The sequence below is a fragment of the Rhodococcus aetherivorans genome (assembly GCF_025722975.1).
In the GTDB taxonomy this organism is placed as follows: domain Bacteria; phylum Actinomycetota; class Actinomycetes; order Mycobacteriales; family Mycobacteriaceae; genus Rhodococcus; species Rhodococcus aetherivorans.
Window position 1 is genome coordinate 1697343 of record NZ_CP106982.1, and the last position, 25649, is coordinate 1722991.

The window sequence follows — 25649 nt, forward strand, 5'->3', positions numbered from 1 at the left end:
TTCGAGACCTTCGGCCCCGGCGCGGGGGCGATCCCCCTATCCGTCCCGATCCCCTAACCCCCGCCCCCGTACGGGCCCCGGACCGATGGGGGACTCCGCCCCCTTGGGCGGGGGACGGGCCGTTCGTAGCGTGAATCGCAGAACACCGACCTCAGGAGATGCGATGTCCACCAACGCTGTGCTCGACTTCATCCTCAGCCTGCTGCGCGACGAAGAGGCCCTCGCCCGCTACTGCGCGAACCCCGACGCCGCCCTGGCCCAGGCCGGTCTCGCCGACGTGTGCCACGCCGACATCGTCGCCGTCGCGCCCCTGGTCGCCGACAGCGGACTGTTCGCGGGGACGGCCGCCGAGCTGACCGCGGCGCTCGGTGGGGCGGTGGGTGCGGCCGGCGCGATCGGTGCCGGTGCGGCCGGTGGTCTCACCGGTGGCCTGGCCGGCGGCGCGGGCCTCGGTCTCGCCGGCGGCGCGGGGCTCGGCCTGGCGGGTGCCGTCGGCGGTGGCCTCGGCGGCGGTCTCGGCCTCGACACCGACTTCGCGGCCGAGCTGGCCGCCGATCTCGCCGGCACGCTGGGCGCGGCCCTGGAACTCGGCGGCGATCTCGGTGCCGCGCTCGGTGCGGCGTTCGGTGCGGCCCTCGGCGCGGGCGGCGCGCTCGGCGGCATCGGTTCCGGCGCGCTCGACCTGGCGGGCGACCTGGACCTGGGCGCGGCGCTCTCCGGCGCCCTCGCCGGTGGCCTCGGGCTCGACGCCGCGACCGGCGTCGTCGCGGACCTCGGTACAGCGCTCGACGCGGCGCTCGGCGCGACGGCCGGGACCGCCCTGGACCTGTCGGGTGCGCTCGAGGCCGCCTTCGGCGTCGGCGGTGAGCTCGGCGGCCAGCTCGGGGGGGCGCTGGGCGGTCTGCTCGACACCGCGCTCGCCGCGGGCGGCGGCTTCTCCACCGCGGTCGAGGCGGCCCTCGCCGGTGGCGCGGACCTCGCGACGGCCGTCGGCGCGACCCTCGGCGGCACGCTGGGCCTGGGCACCGACCTCGCCGGACAGCTCGGCGGCGCCCTCGAATCCGTCCTCGAGGTCGGTACCGGGCTCGCCGGTGGCCTGGACCTCGGCGGTGGCCTCGACGCCCTCACCGGCGTGACCGCGGGACTCGGAGCCTCCCTGTCCGCGCTGCTCGAGGCGGGCGGCTCCGTCGCCGGTGATCTCGGTGGCACCCTCGGCGCCGTACTCGAGGGCAGTGCCGACGGCGGGCTCGTCGGCGGCATCGACCTCGGCGCCCTCCTCGGCGGCGACGCCTCCGGCGGCGTGGACCTCGGCACCGCGGTCGGCGGCCTCCTCGGCGGCGCGCTCGGTCTCGAGAACTCCGCGACCCTCGAGCTCGGCAACGCCCTCAACGTCGCGCTCGACCTGTCGACGACCGTCGAATCGAGCGCCGACGGCACCCTCTCCGCGGTGCTCGGCTCCGCGTTCTCCGTCGGCGGGGAAGCCGGCGCGAACCTCGGTTCCGCGCTGGGTGGGGTGTTCGAGGCCGGCCTCGGCGGAACGCTCGACTCCACCGTGGACCTGAGCTCCCAGCTGGCCACCACCCTCGGCGGCGGTCTCGGCGCCGACGCGGACCTGACCGGCCAGCTCGGCTACGCCCTCGACGGCGCGCTCGACCTCGGCGGGCAGCTCGCCGGCGGCGGCGAGGCGGTCGGCGGCCTCACCGGCGACGTGTCCGGGGGACTGGATACCGTCGCTGACCTCGGCGCCGGACTCGGCAGCGGCCTGAGCGGTGGGTTGACGGGCGGGCTCGACGGGGCAGCGGACCTGGGCGGGGACCTGGCCGGTGGATTGACCGGCGGGCTCGACGGGGCAGCGGACCTGGGCGGCGGGCTGGCCGGTGGACTGTCGGGCGGGCTCGACGGGGCAGCGGACCTGGGCGGGGACCTGGCCGGTGGATTGACCGGCGGGCTCGGGAGCGCCGCGGATCTCGGGGCGGGGCTCGGCGGCGGCCTGACCGGTGGCCTGGAGGGTGCCGCGGACCTCGGCGGCGAGCTGACCGGTGGCCTGGCGGGCGGCCTGGGCAGCGCGACCGACCTGGGCGGCAGCCTGAGCGGCGGCCTCGACGGCGCCGCGGGCGGCGCGTCGCAGGTCGGCGGCGCCGTCACGGGCGGGCTCGAGGGAGCCACGGACGCCGGCGGTGCGCTCGGTACGGGCCTCGGCGGCGCGGCCGAGGGCACCTCGCAGCTCGGTGGCCAGCTCTCGGGAGCCCTCGACGGCACGACGGACGCGTGGTCGTCCATCGACGCCGGCGACGTCTTCGGCAGCGCGGGCGGCACCGGTGGCCTGTTCGGTTCCGCCGACACCGGTGCCGACGCCGATCTGCACGGCGGGATCGACGCCGGCGCCGGTGTCGGCACCGATTCCGACTTCGACACCTTCCTCGGCTGACCCACCGCACGGACCCGGCGCCGGCCCCGCGTGCACCACGCGGGGCCGGCGTTCGTCGCGGAGGACATAATCTCGGTGCAGCCCGCACTCCGACAGAAGGCGAGTCGAAGCGATCACCATGCACACGTCGTCCGCAGATGCCGCCGCTCGCCGCGCGGCCCTCGTCGAACTGATCGACGCGGCCGCCGAACACATCCGCGCCGCCGAGCGCGGTGACCTCGCCGCCAGGCTCGAGGCGGCGCGCACTCGCGTCGTCGACCCCCGGCTGCGGGTCGTCGTCGTCGGCCAGCTCAAACAGGGCAAGAGCCAGTTCGTGAACTCGCTCCTCAACCTCGAGGTGTGCTCGGTCGGCGACGACGAGACCACCGCGGTGCCCACCGTCGTGCAGAACGCCGACCGCACCTTCGCCGAACTCGTGCTCGCCGAGCCCGGCCGCGATCCCGTCCGGGTGGACCTGCCCATCGACGAGTTGCAGCACGTCACGCCCGGCACGCCGCGCGCGGGCGGCCGGGAAGTGCTGCGGCTCGAGGTGAACGTGCCGAGCCCGCTGCTCGCCGACGGTCTCGTCCTCGTCGACACCCCCGGTGTCGGCGGGCACGGAAACCCGCACGCCGCAGCAACATTGGGTCTGCTTCCGGCGGCCGACGCGGTGTTCGTCGTCTCCGACGCCAGCCAGGAGTTCACCGAGCCGGAGCTGAGCTTCCTGCGGCAGGTGCTGCAGCTGTGCCCGGCCGCAGCGGTGCTGATCACCAAGACGGACCTGTACCCGCACTGGCGCGAGATCGTCGCCGCCGACCGCGGGCACCTGCAGCGCGCCGGCCTCGACGTGCCCCTGCTGCCCGTCTCGTCGCTGCTGCGCAGTCACGCCCTGCGCCTCGACGACGCGTCGCTGCACGAGGAGTCGGGCTTCGAATCGGTGTACGGGTTCCTCCGTGAGCGGGTCGTCGCGCGCGGCGCCGACGCCGCCCGGCGGTCCGTCGCGCTGGACGTGAAGTCGGTCGTCGAACACGTCGCGCTCGGCCTGGGCAGCGAGCTCGCGGCGCTGCGCGACCCCGAGACCGGTGCGGCGGCCGTCGCGGAACTGCAGCGCGCCAAGTCCGCCGCGGAGGCGCTGCGCACCCGGGCCGCCCAGTGGCAGCAGACCCTGGCCGACGGCATCGCCGACCTCGCCGCCGACATCGACCACGACCTGCGGGACCGGCTGCGCCGGGTCACCCGCGAGGCGGAGGCCACCGTCGACGAATGCGACCCCGGTGAGGAATGGCCGCGGATCGGGGAATGGCTGGGCGAGCAGGTCGCCGAATCCGTGGGCGACAACTTCGTGTGGGCCCACGAACGTTCGGTGTGGCTCGCGGAGGTCGTCGCCCGGCACTTCGCCGACAGCGGTGCGGTGGACCTGCCGGATCTGCGCCTCGGCGACCTCGAGGGGCTGCTCGAGCCCGTCTCCCGGCTCTCGGACCTCGAGTCGGGCCGCATCGGCGTCGGCCAGAAGATGCTCGTGGGAATGAAGGGCTCCTACGGCGGCGTGCTCATGTTCGGGCTCATCACCACGCTCATGGGCATGGCGCTGGTCAACCCGATCTCCGTCGGGGCGGGAGTTGTGCTCGGCACCAAGGCCTATCGCGACGACAAGCAGGCGCGCATCGCCAAGCGCCGCGCCGACGCCAAGGTCGCCGTCCGCAAGTTCACCGACGACGTCGGCTTCCAGGTGGGCAAGGAGTCGAAGGACCGGCTCCGGCTGATCCAGCGCCAGCTGCGCGACCACTTCACCGAGCTGGCCGAGCAGACGCTGCGGTCGCTGTCCGAGTCGCTGCGCGCCGCGCAGGAGGCCGCGACGGTCGAGGAGGCGCAGCGGCAGCGCCGCATCGCCGAACTCGAGACGCACGTGCGTGCGCTGACGACCCTCCGCGAGCGGGCCGCGCAGCTGGCCGGGGCCGGCGCGTGAGCGTCGAACAGGCCCGCGAGCTCGTCGCCCACGCGCGTGCCCGGTACGGCGGCGACCCGCGCGCCGCCGAGCAGCTCGCGCTGTGTGCGGCGCGGCTCGAGCAGCCGCTGCGCGTCGCGCTCGCCGGCTCTCTCAAGGCCGGCAAGTCGACGCTGCTCAACGCCCTGGTCGGGCAGGACATCGCCCCCACCGACGCCACCGAGTGCACGCGCGTCGTCACGTGGTACCGCAGCGGCTCGACCCCCTCGGTCACCGCCCGCTACGACGGCGACCGGATCCTCCCGGTGCCGGTGCAGCGCCGCGACGGCCGGCTCACCTTCGACCTCGGCGAGCTGACCGCGGACCGGGTGGACCGCATCGACGTCGAGTGGCCCGCCAGTGCGCTCGCCCAGACCACGATCATCGACACTCCGGGCACGTCGTCGCTGTCACAGGACGTCTCGGCCCGGACGTTCGAGCTGCTGACCCCCGACGACGAAGCGTCCGGCGCCGACGCCGTCGTCTACCTGATGCGCACCCTCGGTGCCGCCGACGTGCAGTTCCTCGGCCGGATCGGCCAGCACGTGGGCGGCGAGTCCGGCCCGCTCGGGGTGATCGGCGTGGTCTCCCGCGCCGACGAGGTCGGCGCCGGCCGCATGGACGCGATGATGTCCGCCAAGGAGGTCGCGGCCCGGTTCGCGGGCGAGCTCGAGCGCACCGGACTGTGCCAGGCCGTCGTGCCGGTCGCGGGGCTGCTCGCGCTGGGCGCGCGGACGTTGCGGCAGAGCGAGTTCGCCGCGTTCGAGGCGCTCGCGCAGGTGCCGTCGCAGGATCTTCAGGTGGCGATGCTGTCGGCGGATCGGTTCGCGCGCCCCGACATTGCGCTGCCTGTCGATCCGGGGACGCGGGCGCACCTGGTCGACCGGTTCGGCCTGTTCGGGATCCGCATGGCCGTCACGCTGATCCATCTCGGGGTACGGGACTCGCCGACGCTGGCCGCGGAACTGGTGGCGCGCAGCGGGCTCGACGAACTGCGTCAGGTGATCGACGTGCAGTTCGGCCAGCGCGCCGATCAGCTCAAGGCGCATTCGGCGCTGATGTCGCTCGAACGGGTCCTGCGCGCCCACCGCGACGGCCCGCTGCTCGCCTCGGTGCAGCGGCTGCTCGCCGACGTCCACGGCTTCACCGAGCTGCGCTTGCTCGGCCGCCTGCGCTCGACCCGGGTCGCGCTGAGCGAGAACGACCTGCTCGAACTGCAGCGGCTGATCGGCGGTTTCGGTATCGGTCCTGCCCAGCGGCTGGGTCTCGGGCCGGAGGCGACCGCCGCGGAGATCCACGCCGCCGGCGTCGCCGCCGTCCGCACCTGGCGTGCCCGCGCCGAGCATCCCCTGCTCGACCGGTTCACCGCGAACGCGTGCAGCGTGGCGGCGCGCAGCGGGGAAGGCATCCTCGCCGACGTCGCAGGCTGACAGGTCTCGGACTTCGACAACGGTCGCGACGGTTGTCGAAGTCCGAGACGCATGTGGACACATTTGTCCACAGTCGGAGCACTCATCCACAGATTCGCGGTTGCGGGTTCCGTGTCGCCTCGACCGGGCCGGATCGATCTCAGACTCGACGCCATGGTCGATCCGATCCTCCGCTCCGCCGCCCTCGCCTCCGGGACCACGGAGGCAGAACTTCGCCAGGCGCTACGCACGGGCGAACTCCAGCGCATCGCTCCCGGTGCCTACCTTTCCCGCACCGTCCTTGAAACGCTCGACGCGACCGAGCTGCACCGTGCCCGGATTCGCGCCGTCCGGTGTGCGCTCGGATCGAGAGCCGCGATCAGCCATGTTTCGGCGGCGATCGTCCACGGGTTCGACGTCTGGGACGCCGACCTTTCCCGGGTCCACCTCACGCACAACCGTGCCACGGGTGCGCGTCGCACCACGCATCTGCACTCGCACGCGGCACTGTTGGCCGTCGATGACGTCGAGATCGTCGACGGTGTGCCCGTCACCTCCGCAGCCCGGACCGTCGTCGACCTCGCACGTACCCTGCCGCCCGAGCAGGCGGTGGTGATCGGGGATTCGGCGATGCGTATGCACCCGGCACTCGACCTCCGGGCCGTGCTCGACGCGGCCGGGAGCAGGGCGGGAATCGCCGCGGCGCGCCGGATCGCCGGTCTCCTCGACGGGCGTAGCGAGAGCCCTGGCGAGTCGCTCAGCCGCCTGCGGATGCGTGAGGCAGGTACTCGCCCGCCGGAACTGCAGCACGAGCTGCGCACGCCCGCGGGCCTTTTCGTCGCCCGGGTCGACTTCTTCTGGGAGGACCCCGGCATCGTCGGCGAGTTCGACGGCATGGGCAAGTACGGAAGCGGGGCACCGGGTGTGGCCGCCGACGTAGTACGGCGGGAGAAGCTGCGGGAGGATGCGATCCGGGAGCTGGGTCTCGAAGTGGTGCGCTGGACGTGGGCCGAACTGTTCCGGTTCGACGTCGTGCTGGAGCGGCTGGCTCGGGCTGCCGAACGTGCCCGACGGTAGACACAACTCCCGGACCTCGACAGCGGTTGCGACGGTTGTCGATGTCCGACAGCTGTGTGGCTGGCTCCGGCGTCAGCGACGCCGGGCCGCGACGGCGCCGACGACGGTGAGCCCGGCCCAGAGCAGGGGAGCCCACAGCAGGACGCCGGCGGTGGCGTCGCCGGCGTCGGCGAGGACGCTGCGGGCGGCGACGGCCGTGACGACGGTGGCGGCGGTGGCGGCGGAGACGACGGCGAGCGCGAGGGGTGCCCGGGGGTGGCCGCGGCGCAGGAGTTCGAGGAAGACGACGGCGAGCAGGACGAGGAGCAGGCCGGCGGCGGCGAAACCGGCGAGGGTGAGGGCGACGGTGTCGGCGATGCTCTCGGCGGTGGTGCCGGGGTTGGCGCTGCGCAGCGAGTGCTCGAGGGCGTCCCGGACGGGTTCGCGGTCGAGGAGGACGGCGCCGAGCAGTCCGGCGAAGACGACGAACGACAGGACCCAGGCCGAGACCGCGGCGCCGACGCGCGGTGCGGGGGAGGCGGTGGGGTGCAGCGGGGTGACGGAGAACTCCGGGCGGGGCGGCTGCGGGCGCGTGCTCACCCCGGGATCGTAGCCTCCCGCAATTGTTGTGATCCGAGTCACAAAGGGAACATCGCGGGGCGGACTGCCGTTGGAGGAAGCAGACAACTTGAGCGTCACAGGCTCAACTTTGACTTGACTCGGGATTCCGGGCGGGTGCAAGCTTGAGTCGACTGCGCTCAGCTGAGCCGATCCGGCTCAGGTTGTGCAAGGACACCTATGCGGCACACCGGTGTGCCGCAGCGAAGAATGGAGAAACACTATGGCTCGTGCGGTCGGTATCGACCTCGGAACCACCAACTCCGTCGTTTCCGTTCTGGAGGGCGGCGAGCCCGTAGTGGTCGCCAACTCCGAGGGATCGCGCACCACCCCGTCGGTCGTCGCCTTCGCCAAGAACGGCGAGGTGCTGGTCGGCCAGCCCGCCAAGAACCAGGCGGTCACCAACGTCGACCGCACCATCCGCTCGGTCAAGCGTCACATCGGCACCGACTGGACCGTGGAGATCGACGGCAAGAAGTACACCTCGCAGGAGATCAGCGCGCGCACGCTCATGAAGCTGAAGCGGGACGCGGAGGCCTACCTCGGTGAGGAGATCACCGACGCCGTCATCACCGTCCCCGCCTACTTCGAGGACGCACAGCGGCAGGCCACCAAGGAGGCCGGGCAGATCGCCGGCCTGAACGTGCTGCGCATCGTCAACGAGCCGACTGCCGCGGCGCTGGCCTACGGCCTGGACAAGGGCGAGAAGGAACAGACCATCCTGGTCTTCGACCTCGGTGGCGGCACCTTCGACGTGTCCCTGCTCGAGATCGGCGACGGCGTCGTCGAGGTCCGCGCGACCTCCGGCGACAACCACCTCGGTGGCGACGACTGGGATCAGCGCGTCGTCGACTGGCTGGTCGAGAAGTTCAAGGCACAGCACGGCGTCGACCTGACCAAGGACAAGATGGCCCTGCAGCGTCTGCGCGAGGCCGCGGAGAAGGCGAAGATCGAGCTGTCGAGCTCGCAGTCGACGTCCATCAACCTGCCGTACATCACGGTCGACGCGGACAAGAACCCGCTGTTCCTCGACGAGCAGCTCTCGCGCAGCGAGTTCCAGAAGATCACCTCGGATCTGCTCGACCGCACCCGCGCGCCGTTCCAGCAGGTCATCAAGGACGCCGGCATCTCCGTCAAGGACATCGACCACGTCGTCCTGGTCGGCGGCTCGACCCGCATGCCCGCCGTGACCGACCTGGTGCGCGAGCTGACCGGTGGCCGTGAGCCCAACAAGGGCGTGAACCCGGACGAGGTCGTCGCCGTCGGCGCCGCCCTGCAGGCCGGCGTCCTCAAGGGCGAGGTCAAGGACGTGCTGCTGCTCGACGTCACCCCGCTGTCCCTCGGCATCGAGACCAAGGGTGGCGTGATGACCAAGCTCATCGAGCGCAACACCACCATCCCGACGAAGCGCTCCGAGACCTTCACCACGGCCGACGACAACCAGCCGTCGGTGCAGATCCAGGTCTTCCAGGGTGAGCGTGAGATCGCGGCGCACAACAAGCTGCTCGGCTCGTTCGAGCTCGGTGGCATCGCCCCGGCTCCGCGCGGCGTCCCGCAGATCGAGGTGACCTTCGACATCGACGCCAACGGCATCGTGCACGTCACCGCGAAGGACAAGGGCACCGGCAAGGAGAACACGATCAAGATCCAGGAGGGCTCCGGCCTCTCCAAGGAGGAGATCGACCGGATGATCAAGGACGCCGAGGCGCACGCCGAGGAGGACCGCAAGCGTCGCGAGGAGGCCGAGGTCCGCAACCAGGCCGAGTCGCTCGTGCACCAGACCGAGAAGTTCCTCCAGGAGAACGGGGACAAGGTCGCCGCCGACGCCAAGAGCAAGGTCGAGGCCGCGATCAAGGAGACCAAGGACGCCCTCGCCGGCACGGACATCGCCGCGGTGAAGACCGCCGTCGAGAAGCTCGCGACGGAGTCGCAGGCCCTCGGTCAGTCCCTGTACGAGTCGCAGGCCGCCGACGCGGGTGCTGCCGCCGGTGACGGCGCGGCTGCCGGCTCGGACAACGTCGTCGACGCCGAGGTCGTCGACGAGCCGACCGACTCGGAGAAGAAGTGACGGCGGAGAAGCCCGAGCAGGAGCCGGTGACCGTCACCGACAAGCGTCGGATCGACCCCGACACTTTCGAGGTTCGCGACCCGGAAACCGGGTCGCAGCCCGTCGGCGGTGCGGACACCGAGGCTCCGGCTGCGGGAGAACACGAGGAGGCCGCGCTCGCGGCCGAACCGTCGCCCGAGTCGGCTCAGCTGGCCGAGCGCACGGCGGACCTGCAGCGCCTCACCGCGGAGTACGCCAACTACCGGCGTCGCGTGGAGCGCGAGCGGGTGGTCACGACCGAGGCGGCCAAGGCCTCGGTGGTCACCCAGCTGCTCGACGTCGTGGACGACCTCGACCGGGCCCGCGCCCACGGCGACCTCGAGCAGGGGCCGCTGAAGTCGGTGGCGGACAAGCTGAACGGCGTCCTGTCGGGCCTGGGACTCCAGCCCTTCGGCGACGAGGGCGACGCCTTCGACCCGGAGATCCACGAGGCCGTGCACATGGAGGGCGACGGCGCGAACCCGGTGCTCGACACGGTGCTGCGCAAGGGATACCGGCTCGGTGAGCGGATCCTGCGGCACGCGATGGTGACCGTGACGGACGCGGGCGACGCACCGGCGGAAAAGCCGGCCTCCGGTGCGGACAACGAGTAAGTACAGGGAAACAGCGAGAGGAGGAGACGCCCGGTGAGCCAGAGGGAGTGGATCGAGAAGGACTTCTACAAGGAGCTGGGTGTCTCCTCCGACGCGTCGGCCGACGACATCAAGAAGGCCTACCGCAAGCTGGCGCGGGATCTGCATCCCGACGCCAACCCCGGCGACACCCGGACGGAGGAGCGCTTCAAGGCGGTCAGCGAGGCGTACGCCGTGCTGTCCGATCCGGCCAGGCGCAAGGAGTACGACGAGACCCGGCAGATGTTCGCCTCCGGCGGCTTCGGCGGCGGGTTCCGTCCCGGCGCCGGCAGCGGCGGGTTCTCCGGCGGCACCACCGCCTTCGATCTCGGTGACCTGTTCGGTGGCGGCGGCGGTGGGGCCGGTGACGCCGGTCTCGGCGACCTGTTCGGCGGCCTGTTCAACCGGACCGGCGGCGGGGGCGCGCGCACCACGTCGCGGCCCCGGCGCGGGTCCGACGTGGACGCCGAGACCACGCTCGACTTCCGCGACGCGGCCCTCGGCGTCACCGTCCCTCTGCGGCTGACCAGCCCTGCGCCGTGCACCACCTGCCACGGCAGTGGCGCCCGACCCGGCACCAGCCCGCGGGTGTGCCCGCGCTGCAACGGAAGTGGCATCGTCTCGCGCAACCAGGGTGCGTTCGGGTTCTCCGAGCCGTGCGACGACTGCCGGGGCACCGGGTCGATCATCGACGAGCCCTGCACGGACTGTCGCGGCAGTGGCATCCAGAACCGCACCCGCACCATCACGGTGCGGATCCCACCCGGGGTCCGGGACGGCCAGCGCATCCGGCTGGCCGGTCAGGGCGAGGCGGGACTGCGCGGCGCCCCGCCCGGCGACCTGTTCGTCACCGTGCACGTGCGCGCCGACAGGGTGTTCGGCCGCGACGGCGACGACCTGACGCTGGTGCTGCCGGTCAGCTACGGCGAGCTGGTGCTCGGCACCACCGTCTCGGTCCCCACCCTGGAGGGCCGGGTCGGGTTGAAGATCCCGGCCGGTACGGCCGACGGGCGCGTGCTGCGGGTACGCGGGCGCGGCGTCCCCAAGCGCGGGGGCGGCGCCGGCGACCTGCTGGTGACCGTCAAGGTGGCCGTGCCCCAGAACCTCGACGACCAGGCGATCGACGCACTGCGGATCTACATGCACGCGGAGCAGGCGAGCGGCTTCGATCCGCGGGCGGGCTGGGCAGGTGCATGATGAGCGAGAACCGCAACCGGCACGATTCGCCGATGGACCCGGACGCCCGGGTCTATGTGATCTCGGTGGCGGCGGAACTGGCCGGCATGCACGCGCAGACGCTGCGCAACTACGACCGGCTCGGCCTCGTCACCCCGCACCGCACGCGGGGCGGCGGGCGCCGCTACTCCCCGCGCGACGTCGCGCTGCTGCGTGAGGTCCAGCGCCTGTCGCAGGACGAGGGCGTGAACCTCGCGGGCATCAAGCGGATCATCGAGCTGACCAATCAGGTCGAGGCCCTGCAGCAGCGGCTGTCCGAGATGGCAGCCGAGATCGCGCAACTGCACGCGTCGCGCCGCGCGCTGGTGCCGGTGCCGCGCAGCAACGCGCTGGTGGTCTGGAAGCCGAAGCACCAGCGCGACAGGTAGGTGCTCGGCCCCTCCGGCCTCGATCACCCAATACCGTTGTGGCCGAATGTCACATCGCGTCGATCAGATCGACACGATGTGACATTCGGCCGTTCAGGGCGGTCACGGACGGTCACGGGCGGTCACGGGCCGTTCAGGCCGGGACGAGCCCGCTGACGTCGGCGAGCAGTTCGAGCGAACGCAGCCACGCCTTGCGCCCGGGCGCCGACGACACCACGATCAGCTCGTCGGCCTGCGCGCGCTCGGTGAAGCGGTCGAGGTAGGCACGCGCCTCGGCCGGGGTGCCGACGGCGGTGTACCGCAGCATCTGCAGCACCTGCTGCCCGGCGGGGGCGTCGAGCAGCATCTCGACCTCGTCGTCGGTGAAGGTGCGGCCGCGGCCGAGCATCTGCCGGATGCGCTGTCGCTTGGTGGCCTCGAACAGTGCATTCGCCTCGTCGGTGGTGTCCGCGGCGATCACGCCGACGCCTGCGATGACGTACGGCTCGGCGAGCTGCTCGGACGGCTGGAACTCGCGCCGGTACAGCGCGACGGCGTCCTCGAGCGCCTGCGGCGCGAAGTGCGACGCGAACGCGTACGGAAGGCCGAGCAGCGCGGCGAGTTTCGCCCCGAACAGCGACGAGCCGAGGATGTACAGCGGCACGTCGGTGCCCTTGCCGGGGACGGCGTCGACGCCCGGAATGCGCGACGTGCCGCGCAGGTAGCCCTGCAGCTCGAGCACGTCCTGCGGGAAGCTGTCGGCCGACGACGGGTCGCGGCGCAGCGCCCGCAGGGTGTTCTGGTCACTGCCGGGGGCGCGGCCGAGACCGAGGTCGATGCGGCCGGGATGCAGCGTCTCGAGGGTGCCGAACTGCTCGGCGATGGTCAGCGGCGAGTGGTTGGGCAGCATGATGCCCCCGGCGCCGAGCCGGATCGTGGACGTGTGGGCGGCGACGTGCGCGATCAGCACGCTGGTGGCCGACGAGGCGATGGTCGGCATGTTGTGGTGTTCGGCGTACCAGATGCGGCGGTAGCCCCACCGCTCGGCGCGCTGCGCCATGTCCACGCTCGCGGCGAAGCTGTCGCGCGCGGTTTCGCCGCGGCCGATGTGAGCCAGGTCGAGAATCGATAGTGGTGTGGTCACCTGGATCCTTCGCGTGTCCGGGGCCCGGGTTCGGGATCCGGGCACACGATCGGTCCAACCACACCGGCCGGTCCACTATTCCGTGACGTGCGCCTCGCCGCTCACCGCACCGGGTTCACGTCGGTGGCGGTGCGGGGATCGAGGAGCGTCTCGCCCGCATACCTGCCGAAGCCGCCGCGGTAGAACAACAGCGGTCCGTCGTCGTGCAGCGCGGTCAGCCCCGTCACACGCGCGACGACGATGGTGTGGTCGCCGGCGTCGTGCTCGGCCTCGACGGTGGCCTCGATGCGGGCCAGCGCGCCCGCGATGGCGGGCGCGCCGTTGTCGCCGCGCGTCCAGTCCACGCCGGTGAACTTGTCGCCGCCGCTGACGGCGAACGCCATGCACGTGTCGCGCTGGTGGTGGGCCAGGACGTTGATCGCGAGGGTGCCGATCTCACGGATCTTCGGCCAGGTCCGCGACGTGCGGGCGGGGCAGAACGACACGAGCGGCGGATCCAGGGACACCGACGCGAACGACTGGCACGCGAAACCCAGCGGTTCGCGGCCGTCGTGGCCGGTCACGACGGTGACGCCGGTGCAGAAGTTGCCCAGCACGTCGCGCATCGTCCGGGGATCGAGCACCGTGTGTTCCGCGCTCATAAGGTTCCTCTCGCCGTTCGGTATCTCTCCAGTGTCCGTCATTCCGGCGGCGGGTTGCGACCGGCGTCCGGCGGACCGTGCCGGGGCTTTCAGCGCTGCCGCATGTCCGACGGCGCCCAGTAGGCGCGCATGCTCGTGATCCGGGCCTGGTCGTCGAAGGTCATCACGTCGATCGGCTCGACCTCGTGCACCCGGCCCCCGGTCTCGGTGACGACCCGGAAGTGGAACGCCGCGCACGACCCGGTCACCCGCAGCGCCAGCAGTTCGGTCGCGCGCCGGGAGCCCTCGAGTGCGCGGTAGAACTCGGCGATCGCCGCCCGTCCGGTCCTCGGCGCGGAGCCGACCGGGTCCTCGAGGGTGGCGTCCTCCGCATACAGCGCAGCGATGTCGGCGCCGCTGCCGTCGGCGACGGCCGCCAGATACTCGACGACGGTGGCGCGGATGCGTTCGGCGTGCGTGACGGTGCCGGACGTGGTCATGGCTGCTCCTGTGGGATCGACGGTTCGTCGCGAGACGAGTCGACGCTAGCGGCACCGTGGACCCGGCCGGGGTCGTCGTCCCACGCATCGGGAGGTTGCGGGATCGCGTTTGCGCGCGCTGCGGTGAGCCGGTGGCGACCGCGCCCACGGACGTCCCGGTGGCCGGGAACCCGCCCGCCGGCGTGGTGGAACTGTCCTAGCGTCGTCGGGCATGCGTGCAGTGGGTCGCCTCGGGTCCGAGGCGCGACCCGACCAGGCAGCGACGATGTGAAGGAGAATTCGAAATGGCGACGAGTCCCGTACCGGCCGTGACCCCCGCCCACGACACCACCGTGGATCTGCTGGTGATCGGGTCCGGCACCGGTATGGCCGCCGCGCTCACCGCGCGCGAGCTCGGCCTGTCGGCGCTGATCGTGGAAAAGACCCGGTACGTGGGTGGCTCCACGGCCCGCTCGGGAGGCGCGTTCTGGGTGCCCGCCAACCCGGTGCTGCGCGAGGCCGGTTCGGGCGACACCCCCGAGCGGGGTCACACCTACGTGCGGTCGGTGGTCGACGGCTCGGCGCCGGCCGAGCGCGGCGAGGCGTTCGTCGATCACGGCGCCGCGACCGTCGAGATGCTCCGGCGCACCACGCCGATGAAGTTCTTCTGGGCCAAGGGCTACGCCGACTACCACCCGGAGCAGCCGGGCGGCGCCGCGGTCGGACGTACCTGTGAGTGCCGGCCGTTCGACACGTCGGTGCTCGGCGACGAGCGCGGACGGTTGCGCCCCGGCCTGATGGAGGCGGGGCTGCCGATGCCCACCACCGGTGCCGACTACAAGTGGCTGAACCTCATGATGCGGGTTCCCCTCAAGGGATTCCCGCGCATCTTCCGGCGGCTGGCGCAGGGTGTGGGCGGCCTCGCGCTCGGCCGGCAGTACGTCGCCGGCGGGCAGGCGATCGCCGCGGGCCTGTTCGCGGGGGTGCTGCGGGCCGGGATCCCCGTCTGGACCGAGACGTCGCTGGTGCGGCTGGTCACCGAGGGCGAGCGGGTGACCGGTGCGGTCCTCGAACAGAACGGCCGTGAGGTGACCGTGACCGCCCGTCGCGGTGTGGTCCTCGCGGCCGGCGGGTTCGACCACGACATGGCCATGCGACGGAAGTTCCAGTCCGACAGGCTCGCCGACAACGAAAGTCTCGGCGCCGAAGGCAACACCGGCGACGCGATCAAGGTCGCCCAGGAGGTGGGCGCCGGCCTCGACCTGATGGACCAGGCATGGTGGTTCCCCGCCGTCGCGCCGACGGCCCCGGGCAAGCCGCCGCTGGTGATGCTGGCGGAACGGTCCCTGCCGGGGTCGTTCATCGTGGACCACACGGGCCGCCGGTTCACCAACGAGTCCTCGGACTACATGTCGTTCGGTCAGGTCGTCCTCGAGCGCGAGCGGGCCGGCGACCCGGTCGAATCGATGTGGATCGTCTTCGACCAGAAGTACCGCAACAGTTACCTGTTCGCGGCGGGGCTGTTCCCGCGCCAGCCCATCCCGGGCTCCTGGTACAAGGCAGGCATCGCGCACCGGGCCACGGATCCGGTCGAGCTGGCGCGCTCGATGGGGATACCCGAGGACGCGTTCGCCGAGACCTTCCGCCGGTTCAACGACGACGCCGCGTCGGGAACGGACTCCGAATTCGGTCGTGGGGGAAGCGCATACGACCGCTACTACGGCGATCCGACGGTCGAGCCGAACCCGAACCTGCGGCCGCTGACCGAAGGGCCGCTCTACGCGGTGAAGATGACGCTGAGCGACCTCGGCACGTGCGGTGGCGTGAAGGCCGACGAGCGGGCGCGGGTGCTGCGCGAGGACGGCAGTGTGATCGACGGTCTCTATGCGATCGGCAACACCGCCGCGAACGCGTTCGGCAACACGTACCCGGGTGCGGGGGCGACGATCGGTCAGGGCCTGGTGTTCGGGTACATCGCCGCGCAGGACGCCGCGAAGGCAGCCGTTCCCGCGAACGGATGACTCGGCAACGGTCTTACCGCTCGCATTCGTCGATCACTGCCCGCACCACGGCGGGCAGTGCCGCGGCGGTGGCGGGCGTCAGGCCGACGCCGTAACCGACCTCCGTCACCTCGAGGGTGTAGACCACGACCCGACCCGGGTCGACGCCCAGGATCCGGCTCAGCGCCCACGCCTCGGCGGGGCCGAGGCTGTGCGAGCCGGCGTGTCGCGAGCGGCGGGCGAGACTCGCCTCCCCGATCTCGTGACGCCGGATCGCGCCGGGCGGACCGGTGCCGACGGTGGCGTCCACGACGACCGCCAACCGCGTCCCGGCCCACGCGTCCAGCATTGCCGTCGGCTCGCCGTCGGAGATCAGGACCCGCCATCCGGGCCGGGACCGGCCGACCTCCCGGGCCGCCGCGGGCCCGACGCCGTCGTCGCGGCGGTACTCGTTGCCGACGCCGATCACCACGAAGTTCGTCGCGATCACCCGCGGTCGATCGTGAGGTCGAGGAAGTGCGTGGCACACGAGATGCACGGGTCGTAGTTGCGGATCACCCGTTCGCACAGCGACGTCAGATCAGCATCGGACAGCTCCAGGCGGCCGGCGATCAGCGTGCGCAGATCGTGTTCGACGGCAGCCTGGTTCTGGGAGGTCGGGGGGACGATCACGGCCGAGCGGATCAGTCCGTCGTCGCCGAGCTCGTAACGGTGGTACAGCAGTCCCCGCGGTGCCTCGCTGACGCCGTGCCCGGTCGCGGCGCGGGCGGCGACCTCGGTGCCGGGCCGGCCGGGACGCTCGTACCCGGCGATCAGGCGGAGCGCCTCCTCCACCGCATAGACGGTTTCGACGGCGCGAACAACGATGCTGCGAAACGGGTTACGGCACTGCGTCCCCAGTCCCGCCGCGTGTGCCGACTGTCGTGCGGTGTCCGACAGCTGCGCGGAGTTCAGGGTGTATCGGGCCAGGGGTCCGGTCAGGTACCGGCGCCCGTCGAGCCGCGCGTACAGGGCCGTCGAGTGCGGGACCTGGTGTTCGACCACATGGTCCGGGAACTGTGCTGCGGCGAAGGAGGATCCGGTCGACGACCGGATCTGCCCGTCCTCGATGGCGTAGCGGTCCGGCCGGTGCAGGGCGAGCAGGTCGTGATCGAGATCGACATCGGGAAAGTCGAACCCGGCCACCCAGCGGACCGTGTCGAGCGCGTCGTCGAGGGCGCGGCGCAGCCGCTCGGCGAGCGGGGCGAGTTCCGTTCGGCTCGGTGCGCGATAGAAGCCGCCGATCCGCACGTTGACCGGGTGGATGGGCCGTCCGCCGACCTGCTCGAGGATCGCGTTGCCGGCCTTCTTCAGGGCCAGCCCGCGTTCGAGCGCGCTCCGATGACGCTCGGCGAGGGCGATCGCGTCGGGAAGGCCGAGGAAGTCGGGGGCGTGCAGGAAGTAGATGTGCAGCACGTGGCTGGCGATCCACTCGCCGCAGTAGAGCAGGCGGCGCAGGTTCAGCACCGGCTCGTCGAGCTCGACCCCGCAGGCCTGCTCCAGCGCATTGCAGGCGCTGACCTGGTAGGCGACGGGGCAGATCCCGCAGATCCGGGAGGTGATGTCCGGAGGCTCGCGGAAATCCCTTCCCCGCAGGAACGACTCGAAGAACCGGGGCGGCTCGTAGATGTTCAGCTCCGCGCGCTGCACCCGCCCGTCGCGCACCGACACGTTCAGTCTGCCCTCGCCCTCGACGCGGGCGAGAGCACGGACCGTCAGCTCTCTACGGCTCCCGCTCACGGCGGTGCCTCTCGGCGAGCACGGGGGCGCCGACGTTGAACGTCGCGAAGGCGCGGTCGATGTCGTCGTCGCTCATGCCGCACGTGCGCAGCCACCCGGCCAGCGACGCGATGTTGGGGTCGGTCGTCGGCCCGAAACAGCCGTAGCAGCCGCGCGACTGCGCCGGGCACAGGGCGCCGCAGCCGGAGTGGGTCACCGGGCCGAGGCAGGGCGTGCCGTCGGCGACCATCACGCAGGTCAATCCCCGGCGCTTGCACTCGGTGCACACACTGGTGTTCGGGATGTTCGGCCGGCGGCCGGCCAGGAACGCGGTGATCACCTCGAGCAACTGGCGCCGGTCGATCGGGCAGCCGCGCAACTCGAAGTCGACCGGCACGTGCGCCGCGATCGCCGTCGACGTCGCGAGGGTCTCGATGTACTCCGGGTGGGCGTAGACCATCGAGGTGAACTCGGCGACGTCGGCGAAGTTGCGCAACGCCTGGATGCCGCCGGCGGTTGCGCACGCGCCGATCGTGACGAGGGTCCGGGACCGCTCCCGGACCCGGTGGATGCGCGCGACGTCCGCGGCGGTGGTGATCGAGCCCTCGACCAGCGACAGGTCGTACGGACCGTCGTCGACGGCGCTCGACAGTTCGAGGAAATGGGCGATCTGCACCGCCCCCGACAGCGCGAGCAGTTCGTCCTCGCAGTCCAGCACGGACAGCTGACATCCGTCGCACGACGCGAACTTCCACACCGCGAGCTTCGGCCTGTCCATCACAGCTCCCGTACGTGCAGCAGCGGTCCGGCCACCGCGTAATCCAGCACCGGGCCGTCCCGGCAGAGCAGGATCTCGCCGAGCTGGCAGTGCCCGCACAGCCCGATCCCGCACTGCATGTTCCGTTCGAGCGAGACCCGGATATCCGGGGGCCGAATCCCCTTGCCCAGCAGCACCCGGGCCGAGAACCGCATCATCGCCTCCGGCCCGCACAGCAGGGCCGTCGTCCGCGCGGGATCGAGATCGAGCCGGCTCAGCGGCGCGGTGACGAATCCGACGGACCCGGACCAGCCCTGGACCGGCTGGTCGATCGTCAGCCGGATCTCCACGCCGCCGTCGGCCCAGTCCTGTAGCTCGCGCCGATACAGGATCTCGGCCGGCCGGCGTGCTCCGACCACGAGCACGACGCGCCGGAAGTCGCCGCGCGCGGCCACCGCACCGAGAACGGCGGCCCGCACCGCGGCCAACCCCACCCCGCCGGCGACGATCACCAGGTCCCGGCCGGTGCACGACTCGAGGTCCCAGCCCACCCCGAACGGGCCGCGCACGCCGACGATCGCGCCGGGCTCGGCGTCGTGCAGGGCCCGGCTCACCGCACCCACCTTCCGCACGGTGTGGACCAGCTCCCCGGTCGTGTCGGTGGGATCCCCGCTGACCGAGAGCGCGATCTCGCCGACCCCGGGGGCGTAGAGCATCATGAACTGCCCGGGCCGGAACCGCGGTCGCGGCGCCCCCAGCGGGGCCAGCGACAGCGTCACCGCATCGGCGGTCTCGACGGTCCGCGAGCGAACCCGGTGGGCGCTGGGCAGCATCGGCGCGCCCGGCGCCGCTGCGGTGTCGTGAGCGAGGTCACCGAACATCGGGACCCGCATACAGGTCCAGCAGTCGCGCCCGGGTGGCCTGCAACCGCTCCAGGAGGGCCCCGAACAGGGCCCGCATCACCGTGTATCCGAACTCGGCGTCGGCCTCGCTCAGCGCCTGCAGCGCCGCGGCGTCCACCTCCAGAGCCGAGGTCGCAGCGGCCGCGACGGCCCCGTAATGCCAGCGGTAGGGCGGCGTCAGCCACGACCATCCCAGGACGTCACCGTCGACGAACGTGTCGAGGGTGACCGGGCCGCGGCCGGGCACCACCGTGTACAGATCCACCCGGCCGTCCTGGAGCAGCCAGCAACTGCGCGCCTCCCCGCCCTCGTGGAAGACGTGCTCCCCGGCGGCGAAGCGGACCGGGTGGGCGAGCGCGGCGATCCGATCCCGCGCCTCCGGGCCCAGCCCCGCCAGAGCCCGGATGCCGTCGAGCGGTGGGGTCGTCATCGGTGCCCGTCCGGTTCGTCGTCGTGGGTGGCGAGCGCGCCGGTGAGGCGGGCCGCCTCCGCGGTGATGTCGATGCCGACCGGGCACCAGTCGATGCAGCGGCCGCAGCCGACACATCCCGAGCTGCCGAACTGGTCGTGCCAGGTGCCGAGCTTGTGCGAGATCCACTGCCGGTACCGGCTCCGGCCGGACGCCCGGACGTCACCGCCGTGGATGTAGGAGAAGTCCGGTTCGAAACAGGACGCCCAGTGCTGCCACCTGCCGGCGTGCCCGTCGGCGAGGTCGGTGACGTCCTCCGTCGACGTACAGAAGCAGGTGGGGCACACCATCGTGCAGTTTCCGCAGGTCAGGCAGCGATCGGCGACATCGTCCCAGACGTCCGCCTCGCGGGCGTCGCGGAGCATCGCCCGCAGGTCGACCTCGGGCATGCTCCGTCCCATCCGGTCGCCGGCCGCCGCCACCGCGTTGCGGGCCCCGGTGGTCTCGTCCGCGGTGGCGTCGCGGTGGGGGAGCAGGTCCAGGATTCGGGCGCCCTCGTCGGTCCCGACGTCCACGAGAAAACGGTGTCCCTGCTCGTCGATGCGTTCGGTCAGGCCCAGGTCGTACCCCGGGCCCGCGGCGGGACCGGTGGCCATCGAGGCGCAGAAGCAGACCTCGCCCGGTTCGGTGCAGTTGACCGCGACGACGAACAGCCCGCGGAACCGTCGCGCGGTGGCCCCGTCGGGATGGGCGCCGCGGGTCAGCACCGTGCCCAGGATGCCGATCGCGGCCAGGTCGCAGCCGCGGACGCCGAGGAACGCGTACCGGGTCTCGTCCGCGGGTGGGGGCCGGTAACTGCCGTCCGGCGCGGTCGACCACAGTTGCTGTCGTGCGGGGTGCAGGAACTGCTTCCACGACTGCGGACCCGCGGAATGGCCGAACACGGCGGTGTCGTCGCGTCGCCGGAGCCGATACCGCCCGGGTGCGGTCGACACGCCCCACCCGTCGGGCAGCTCTCGTCCCGACCCGAGCTCGTCGAGCACGATGGCGTCGTCGCGGACGGTGGGGCCGACGACGCGATATCCCTCGGCCTGCAGCACCTCGATCAGCCGGTCGAGGTGGGCGCGGGACAGGATTGCCGGCGTCGGGGGGTCGGCGTGCGAATCCGCAATACCCATGGCAGCTCCCGTGATTCGAACGGTCACGACCCGGCGCAGCCCTCACTCGTCGCGCTGGTGGCCCCCTCGAGTATCGTCGCGGGCGTACCGCCCGGTCAACCGGCCGGCCGTCGCGGCCCGGTCAGTACGGGTCGAACCGGACGTTCTCGGCGGGGGTCCCGGTCTCGACGAGCGTGTGCAGGGTCGCGCGGACCATCGCCGCGGACCCGCACACGAGCACCTGGTGGTCGCCGAACGCCCCGTAGGAGGTGACCACCTCGTCGAGGCTGCCCTCGAGCAGCTCGTCGGGGTGGAACCCGGGATCGCCGACGTGGGCGACGATGCGGTCGTACCACTCGTCGGGGATCCCGGGGTCGTCGACCGACTCGACCACCGGCACCACGGTCAGCCACGGCAGCGTCTCGGCGAGCAGGATCAGCATGTCGGCGGCGTACAGGTCGCGGGGCGTGCGGCCGCCGACGAACAGGAAGGTCTGGGGCGGGTCCGGCCGGCGCGCGACGTCGAGGATCAGCGCCCTCAGCGGGGCCAGGCCGGTGCCGCCGGCCACCATGATCACGATGCGGCCGGAGTCGTCGACGTGCAGGTTGCCGCCCTGCGGCGCGCCGATCGTCCACACGTCGCCGGGCCGGGTGGCGGTGACGATGCTGCCGCTGACCCAGCCGCCGGGGACGGTACGGACGTGGAACTCGAGCTTGCCGTCGAGCGACGGGGGCAGTGCGGGGGAGAGGCGGCGCGGCAGCCGGGGATGCTGCGGCACGGTGACGTCGACGTACTGCCCGGGCGCGAACGGCACCATCGCGTCGTCGCATTCGAGGCGCACCACCGCGACGTCGTGGCGGAGCCGGTGATGCTCGACGACGGTCGCCGACCACACCGTGTCGGTGGTGTGCAGGGTCTGTCCGGCCGGCTGCATGGTGTGACTCCCGGTGCTCGAGCGTGAAGGTGGCCCCACTCTAGGTCAGGGCCGCAGCCCCGTCCCGAAATGAAACATGTTCCAATTCTGCCGCCGGAGCGGTTATGGTGACGAAGGGGTGATCCCCGCCACGTCGAGCCGTCACCACGCTGACCATCGAGGAGAAGGACTCTCAATGACCGAGGAGTACGCCGACCTGCATCGGCCCGTGTTCACCGCGGACCTGCTCATCACCGCCCTCGAGCGCAGCGCCGAGAAGCCGGCCCTGTACCTCGGCGACGTGGTGCTCACCGGCGGGGAGATGCGCGACGAGATCAGCCGGTTCGGGCAGGCACTCGCCTCGGTCGGGGTGGGGCAGGGATCGTCGGTGGCGATGCTGTCGAAGAACCGCCCCGAGGTTCTCATCTCGATGGGCGCGACGATGGTCGCCGGCTGCCGCAACAGCGCGCTCAATCCCATGGGTTCGCTGTCGGACCACCTCTACATCGTCGACGACGCCGCCATCGAGACCCTCATCTTCGATCCGAACCACTTCGAGGAACGCGCCGCCGAACTGAGGGCACAGGTGCCGACGCTGAAGAACGTCTTCTCCCTCGGCCCGTCGGAGGTCGGCACCGACATCCTCGCCCTGGCCGCACAGTTCACGCCGCAGCGGCTCGTCGCCGCGCCGGTGGCGGCCGAGGACACGTCGAGCATCGTCTACACCGGCGGCACCACCGGCAAACCCAAGGGCGTCATGGGCTCGTTCCGCTCCGGCGCGACGCTCACCCAGATCCAGATGGCCGAATGGCAGTGGCCCGACGAGCCGCGCTTCCTGATCTGCACGCCGCTCTCGCACGCCGGCGCCGCGTTCTTCGTCCCGACGCTGCTGCGCGGCGGATCCCTCTACGTGCTGCCGTATTTCGAGCCGGGCCTGGTGCTCGAGACGATCGAGAAGCACCGCATCAACGCCACCATGCTAGTGCCCACGATGATCTACCTGCTGCTCGACCACCCCGATTTCGACCGCCGCGACCTGTCCAGCCTCGAGACCCTGTTCTACGGCGCGTCGGCGATGTCCCCGGCGCGGCTGCGGGAGGGCATCGAGCGGCTGGGCCCGGTGTTCTTCCAGTTCTACGGGCAGAGCGAATGCGGGATGACCATCTCCGTGCTGCGCAAGGAGGACCACCTCGCCGACGATCCGGAACGCCTCGCCACGTGCGGGCGGCCGGTCCCGTGGCTCGACGTGCGGCTGCTCGACGACGACCTGAACGAGGTGCCGCGCGGGGAGCTGGGGGAGATCTGCGTGCGCGGGCCGCTGGTGATGAAGGGATACCTCGGCAAACCCGCAGAGACCGCCGAGGCGCTGCGGGGCGGCTGGCTGCACACCGGCGACGTCGCCCGGGCCGACAAGAACGGTTTCCTCACCATCGTCGACCGCAAGAAGGACATGATCGTCACCGGCGGATTCAACGTCTTCCCCCGCGAGATCGAGGACGTCATCTCCGCGCATCCGGCGGTCGCGTCCGTCGCGGTCGTCGGCGTGCCCGACGCCAAGTGGGGCGAGGCCGTCAAAGCCTGCGTGGTGCTGCGCGACGGCCGGTCGGTCCGCGCGGAGGAGCTGATCGAGAGAGTCCGCGCCGCAAAGGGTTCGGTGCACGCACCGAAGTCGGTGGACTTCCTCGACGCGCTGCCGCTCACCCCGTTGGGCAAGCTGGACAAGAAGACTCTGCGCGCGTCGTACAGATAGGCGGAACATTCGTTTCGCAACCGAGGCAGGTTGTGCGGCGGGTAGAAACCGACGTCGGACCTGAGTTGGGACATTACTGGCGGGTAGAAGGCTCGGCAGGCTCGTCACCTGCGCCTTCGTGATCCCGCGAAAGCCGATCGGGACACTAAGCGGGTAGGTTCGGGCGGTGGCATTCGTGCGGAAAGTGCGCACCGCATCCGGCGCGGTCGCGGTGCAGCTCGTGCGCAAACATCGGGGCCGCCACGAGATCATCGCGCACGTCGGATCCGCGCACACCGACGTCGAGCTGGGCATCCTTCTCGAAAGAGCCCGCAACCTCCTGCACGGCGACCAAGGCATGCTCGAGCTCGACGTACCGTCACCGGTCGAGCAGATCGCCGACGTCGCCGACTGGCGCACCGGACAGCTATCCGTGTCGCCGCCCACGGCGGGTCGGGAGGTTGCCGGTCCGGGCCGGACCGTGCGCACCACCGCCCGGCTGCTCTACGACGTACTCGCCTCGGTCTACGACCGGCTCGGCTTCGACGTCCTCGACGATGCGGTGTTCAAGGATCTGGTGATCGCACGCATCGTCGAACCGACCTCGAAGATCGATGCCCTGCGTGTCCTCGACGATCTCGGTGCGGACACCGTGTCGTACAAAACGATTCAACGCCACCTCGCGCAGATCCTCACCGGTGACTACCGGGATCGGATCGCCCGCCGCTGCTTCGAATACGCCGCCGCCACCGGCGGGTTGGGGTTGTTGCTGTTCGATGTGACGACCTTGTACTTCGAGGCCGAGAAGGAAGACGACCTGCGCAAGGTCGGCTACAGCAAGGAGCGGCGGGTCGATCCACAGATCGTGGTGGGACTGCTCGTCGATCGAACCGGCTTCCCCTTGGAGATCGGTTGTTTCGAGGGCAACAAGGCCGAAACCCACACCCTGATCCCGATCGTGCGCCAGTTCCAGACCCGCCACGGCGTCGACGGTGTGGAGATGGTCATCGCCGCCGACGCCGGCATGCTCTCCGCCTCGAACCTGACCGCGCTCGACGAGGCGGGCCTGAAGTTCATCGTCGGCTCCCGGGTGACGAAGGCGCCCGCTGATCTGACGTCTCATTTCCATTGGCACGGTGATGTGTTCACCGACGGGCAGATCATCGACACCGTCACACCCCGGCACGCCCGCAGTGTCGTCAACACCGTGAAGAGACGAGCCGAACCGGTCTGGGATCCGGTGCGGCACCCCACCTCGTGGCGGGCGATCTGGCAGTACACCCGCAAACGCGCCGTGCGCGACAACCAAACCCTCAATGCGCAGGAAGCGCGGGCGAAGGCGGTCGTCGACGGCACGAAGAAAGCCAAGGCCACTCGGTTCGTCAAGACCACCACGGCCGGTCAGCAACTCGATGATGCCGCCCTGGGCAGGGCCCGGTCCCTCGTCGGCCTGAAGGGATACGTGACCAACATTCCGGTCACGCTGATGGAACCGGGTGAGGTGATCGGCAAGTACCACGATCTCTGGCATGTCGAGCAGTCGTTTCGGATGTCGAAGACCGATCTGCGGGCACGGCCGATGTTCCACCGCACCCGCGACGCGATCGAAGCACACCTGACCATCGTGTTCGCGGCATTGGCAGTCGCGCGCTGTGTTCAGGACCGGACCGGTGTCGCGATCGCACGAGTGGTCAAACAACTGCGGCCGCTGCGGACCTCGACGATCGCGATCAACGCCGCCGTCCAGGACTTCCCGCCGCAGATCCCGGCCGCCGACCAGGAAATTCTGTCTCGCCTCGGGTTCGAAGCGGGGTACTAAGCGAAATGTCCTAACTCAGGATTCGTTTCGCAACCGAGGCAGGTTGTGCGGCGGGTAGAAACCGACGTCGGATCCTCACGAACACGGACGTCGAGGCTCTACAACTCGCGGCATCCGTAAGTGTTCCGTCCCTCGGAGCTGCAATGAGTTCGGAAATCGGCCCACCGAACACTGGCGTTCGGTTTCG

The 25649-nt window shown here is 71.3% G+C and carries 22 protein-coding genes; 11 read left to right on the top strand and 11 right to left on the bottom strand.

The window, feature by feature from the left end; all coding sequences use genetic code 11:
- Nucleotides 1-163: 163 nt before the first annotated feature.
- From OCS65_RS07835 to OCS65_RS07850, 4 genes are all read left to right on the top strand, one after another.
- A complete protein-coding gene (locus OCS65_RS07835) occupies nucleotides 164-2428 on the top strand; it encodes an IniB N-terminal domain-containing protein (protein WP_263509355.1) in 2265 nt (754 codons plus the stop codon).
- A gap of 118 nt (nucleotides 2429-2546) precedes the next feature.
- The gene (locus OCS65_RS07840) at nucleotides 2547-4373 is read left to right on the top strand and encodes a dynamin family protein (protein ID WP_006945110.1); all 1827 of its coding nucleotides are present in this window, start codon (nucleotides 2547-2549) and stop codon (nucleotides 4371-4373) included.
- Nucleotides 4370-5821: a dynamin family protein gene (locus tag OCS65_RS07845; protein ID WP_050035742.1), complete on the top strand. Its 1452-nt coding sequence runs from the start codon at nucleotides 4370-4372 to the stop codon at nucleotides 5819-5821. The genes OCS65_RS07840 and OCS65_RS07845 overlap by 4 nt, the downstream gene beginning before the upstream one ends.
- A gap of 153 nt (nucleotides 5822-5974) precedes the next feature.
- Nucleotides 5975-6877: a hypothetical protein gene (locus tag OCS65_RS07850; protein WP_044476423.1), complete on the top strand. Its 903-nt coding sequence runs from the start codon at nucleotides 5975-5977 to the stop codon at nucleotides 6875-6877.
- 72 nt (nucleotides 6878-6949) lie between these two features.
- On the opposite strand, the gene OCS65_RS07855 is transcribed toward OCS65_RS07850, so the two are convergent.
- On the bottom strand, nucleotides 6950-7456 hold the full coding sequence (locus OCS65_RS07855; protein WP_263509357.1) for a hypothetical protein: 507 nt from the start codon (nucleotides 7454-7456) through the stop codon (nucleotides 6950-6952).
- A 241-nt stretch (nucleotides 7457-7697) separates the two neighbouring features.
- Between OCS65_RS07855 and dnaK the strand changes: the two genes are divergently transcribed.
- From dnaK to OCS65_RS07875, 4 genes are read left to right on the top strand one after another with little or no spacing between them, the layout of a single operon-like run.
- Nucleotides 7698-9542, top strand: coding sequence for a molecular chaperone DnaK (gene dnaK / locus OCS65_RS07860; protein ID WP_006945114.1), 1845 nt, complete (start codon nucleotides 7698-7700; stop codon nucleotides 9540-9542).
- On the top strand, nucleotides 9539-10174 hold the full coding sequence (gene grpE, locus OCS65_RS07865; protein WP_006945115.1) for a nucleotide exchange factor GrpE: 636 nt from the start codon (nucleotides 9539-9541) through the stop codon (nucleotides 10172-10174). The genes dnaK and grpE overlap by 4 nt, the downstream gene beginning before the upstream one ends.
- Nucleotides 10175-10207: 33 nt before the next feature.
- Nucleotides 10208-11389 carry a molecular chaperone DnaJ gene (gene dnaJ, locus OCS65_RS07870; RefSeq protein WP_185712973.1) on the top strand — a complete coding sequence of 394 codons (1182 nt, stop codon included), beginning with the start codon at nucleotides 10208-10210 and terminating at the stop codon, nucleotides 11387-11389.
- Nucleotides 11389-11796 (top strand): heat shock protein transcriptional repressor HspR, encoded by a 408-nt coding sequence (locus OCS65_RS07875; RefSeq protein WP_006945118.1) that lies wholly within the window; start codon nucleotides 11389-11391, stop codon nucleotides 11794-11796. The genes dnaJ and OCS65_RS07875 overlap by 1 nt, the downstream gene beginning before the upstream one ends.
- 133 nt (nucleotides 11797-11929) lie before the next feature.
- Here the strand turns inward: OCS65_RS07875 and OCS65_RS07880 are convergent, their stop codons facing one another.
- The 3 genes from OCS65_RS07880 to OCS65_RS07890 all read right to left on the bottom strand — a co-directional run bounded on the left by OCS65_RS07880 (nucleotide 11930) and on the right by OCS65_RS07890 (nucleotide 14039).
- A complete protein-coding gene (locus OCS65_RS07880) occupies nucleotides 11930-12919 on the bottom strand; it encodes an LLM class flavin-dependent oxidoreductase (RefSeq protein WP_043796671.1) in 990 nt (329 codons plus the stop codon).
- 101 nt (nucleotides 12920-13020) lie between these two features.
- Nucleotides 13021-13560, bottom strand: coding sequence for a flavin reductase family protein (locus OCS65_RS07885; protein WP_006945120.1), 540 nt, complete (start codon nucleotides 13558-13560; stop codon nucleotides 13021-13023).
- 89 nt (nucleotides 13561-13649) lie between these two features.
- On the bottom strand, nucleotides 13650-14039 hold the full coding sequence (locus OCS65_RS07890) for a nuclear transport factor 2 family protein (protein WP_043796674.1): 390 nt from the start codon (nucleotides 14037-14039) through the stop codon (nucleotides 13650-13652).
- A gap of 284 nt (nucleotides 14040-14323) precedes the next feature.
- Here OCS65_RS07890 and OCS65_RS07895 point away from each other — a divergent pair, with 284 nt between their 5' ends.
- The gene (locus OCS65_RS07895) at nucleotides 14324-16039 is read left to right on the top strand and encodes a 3-ketosteroid-delta-1-dehydrogenase (protein WP_043796677.1); all 1716 of its coding nucleotides are present in this window, start codon (nucleotides 14324-14326) and stop codon (nucleotides 16037-16039) included.
- A gap of 13 nt (nucleotides 16040-16052) precedes the next feature.
- Here the strand turns inward: OCS65_RS07895 and OCS65_RS07900 are convergent, their stop codons facing one another.
- The 7 genes from OCS65_RS07900 to OCS65_RS07930 all read right to left on the bottom strand — a co-directional run bounded on the left by OCS65_RS07900 (nucleotide 16053) and on the right by OCS65_RS07930 (nucleotide 21935).
- The gene (locus OCS65_RS07900; protein WP_043796679.1) at nucleotides 16053-16508 is read right to left on the bottom strand and encodes a hydrogenase maturation protease; all 456 of its coding nucleotides are present in this window, start codon (nucleotides 16506-16508) and stop codon (nucleotides 16053-16055) included.
- Nucleotides 16505-17797: a Ni/Fe hydrogenase subunit alpha gene (locus tag OCS65_RS07905; RefSeq protein WP_185712972.1), complete on the bottom strand. Its 1293-nt coding sequence runs from the start codon at nucleotides 17795-17797 to the stop codon at nucleotides 16505-16507. The genes OCS65_RS07900 and OCS65_RS07905 overlap by 4 nt, the downstream gene beginning before the upstream one ends.
- Entirely contained in the window at nucleotides 17781-18554 is a 774-nt protein-coding gene (locus OCS65_RS07910; protein ID WP_029545468.1) for an NADH-quinone oxidoreductase subunit B family protein, read from the bottom strand. Before OCS65_RS07910 ends, OCS65_RS07905 begins: the two co-directional genes overlap by 17 nt.
- Nucleotides 18554-19414: an FAD/NAD(P)-binding protein gene (locus OCS65_RS07915; protein ID WP_029545466.1), complete on the bottom strand. Its 861-nt coding sequence runs from the start codon at nucleotides 19412-19414 to the stop codon at nucleotides 18554-18556. The genes OCS65_RS07910 and OCS65_RS07915 overlap by 1 nt, the downstream gene beginning before the upstream one ends.
- Nucleotides 19404-19865, bottom strand: a complete 462-nt coding sequence (locus OCS65_RS07920; RefSeq protein WP_029545463.1) for a Crp/Fnr family transcriptional regulator — start codon at nucleotides 19863-19865, stop codon at nucleotides 19404-19406. Before OCS65_RS07920 ends, OCS65_RS07915 begins: the two co-directional genes overlap by 11 nt.
- A complete protein-coding gene (locus OCS65_RS07925; RefSeq protein WP_185712971.1) occupies nucleotides 19862-21022 on the bottom strand; it encodes a 4Fe-4S dicluster domain-containing protein in 1161 nt (386 codons plus the stop codon). The genes OCS65_RS07920 and OCS65_RS07925 overlap by 4 nt, the downstream gene beginning before the upstream one ends.
- Nucleotides 21023-21143: 121 nt before the next feature.
- A complete protein-coding gene (locus OCS65_RS07930) occupies nucleotides 21144-21935 on the bottom strand; it encodes an FAD-binding oxidoreductase (RefSeq protein ID WP_168579984.1) in 792 nt (263 codons plus the stop codon).
- 175 nt (nucleotides 21936-22110) lie between these two features.
- On the opposite strand from OCS65_RS07930, the gene OCS65_RS07935 reads away from it, so the two are divergent.
- Nucleotides 22111-23664 carry an AMP-binding protein gene (locus OCS65_RS07935; protein WP_006931227.1) on the top strand — a complete coding sequence of 518 codons (1554 nt, stop codon included), beginning with the start codon at nucleotides 22111-22113 and terminating at the stop codon, nucleotides 23662-23664.
- A gap of 166 nt (nucleotides 23665-23830) precedes the next feature.
- A complete protein-coding gene (locus OCS65_RS07940) occupies nucleotides 23831-25462 on the top strand; it encodes an IS1634 family transposase (RefSeq protein WP_263509365.1) in 1632 nt (543 codons plus the stop codon).
- The last annotated feature ends 187 nt before the right edge of the window (nucleotides 25463-25649 follow it).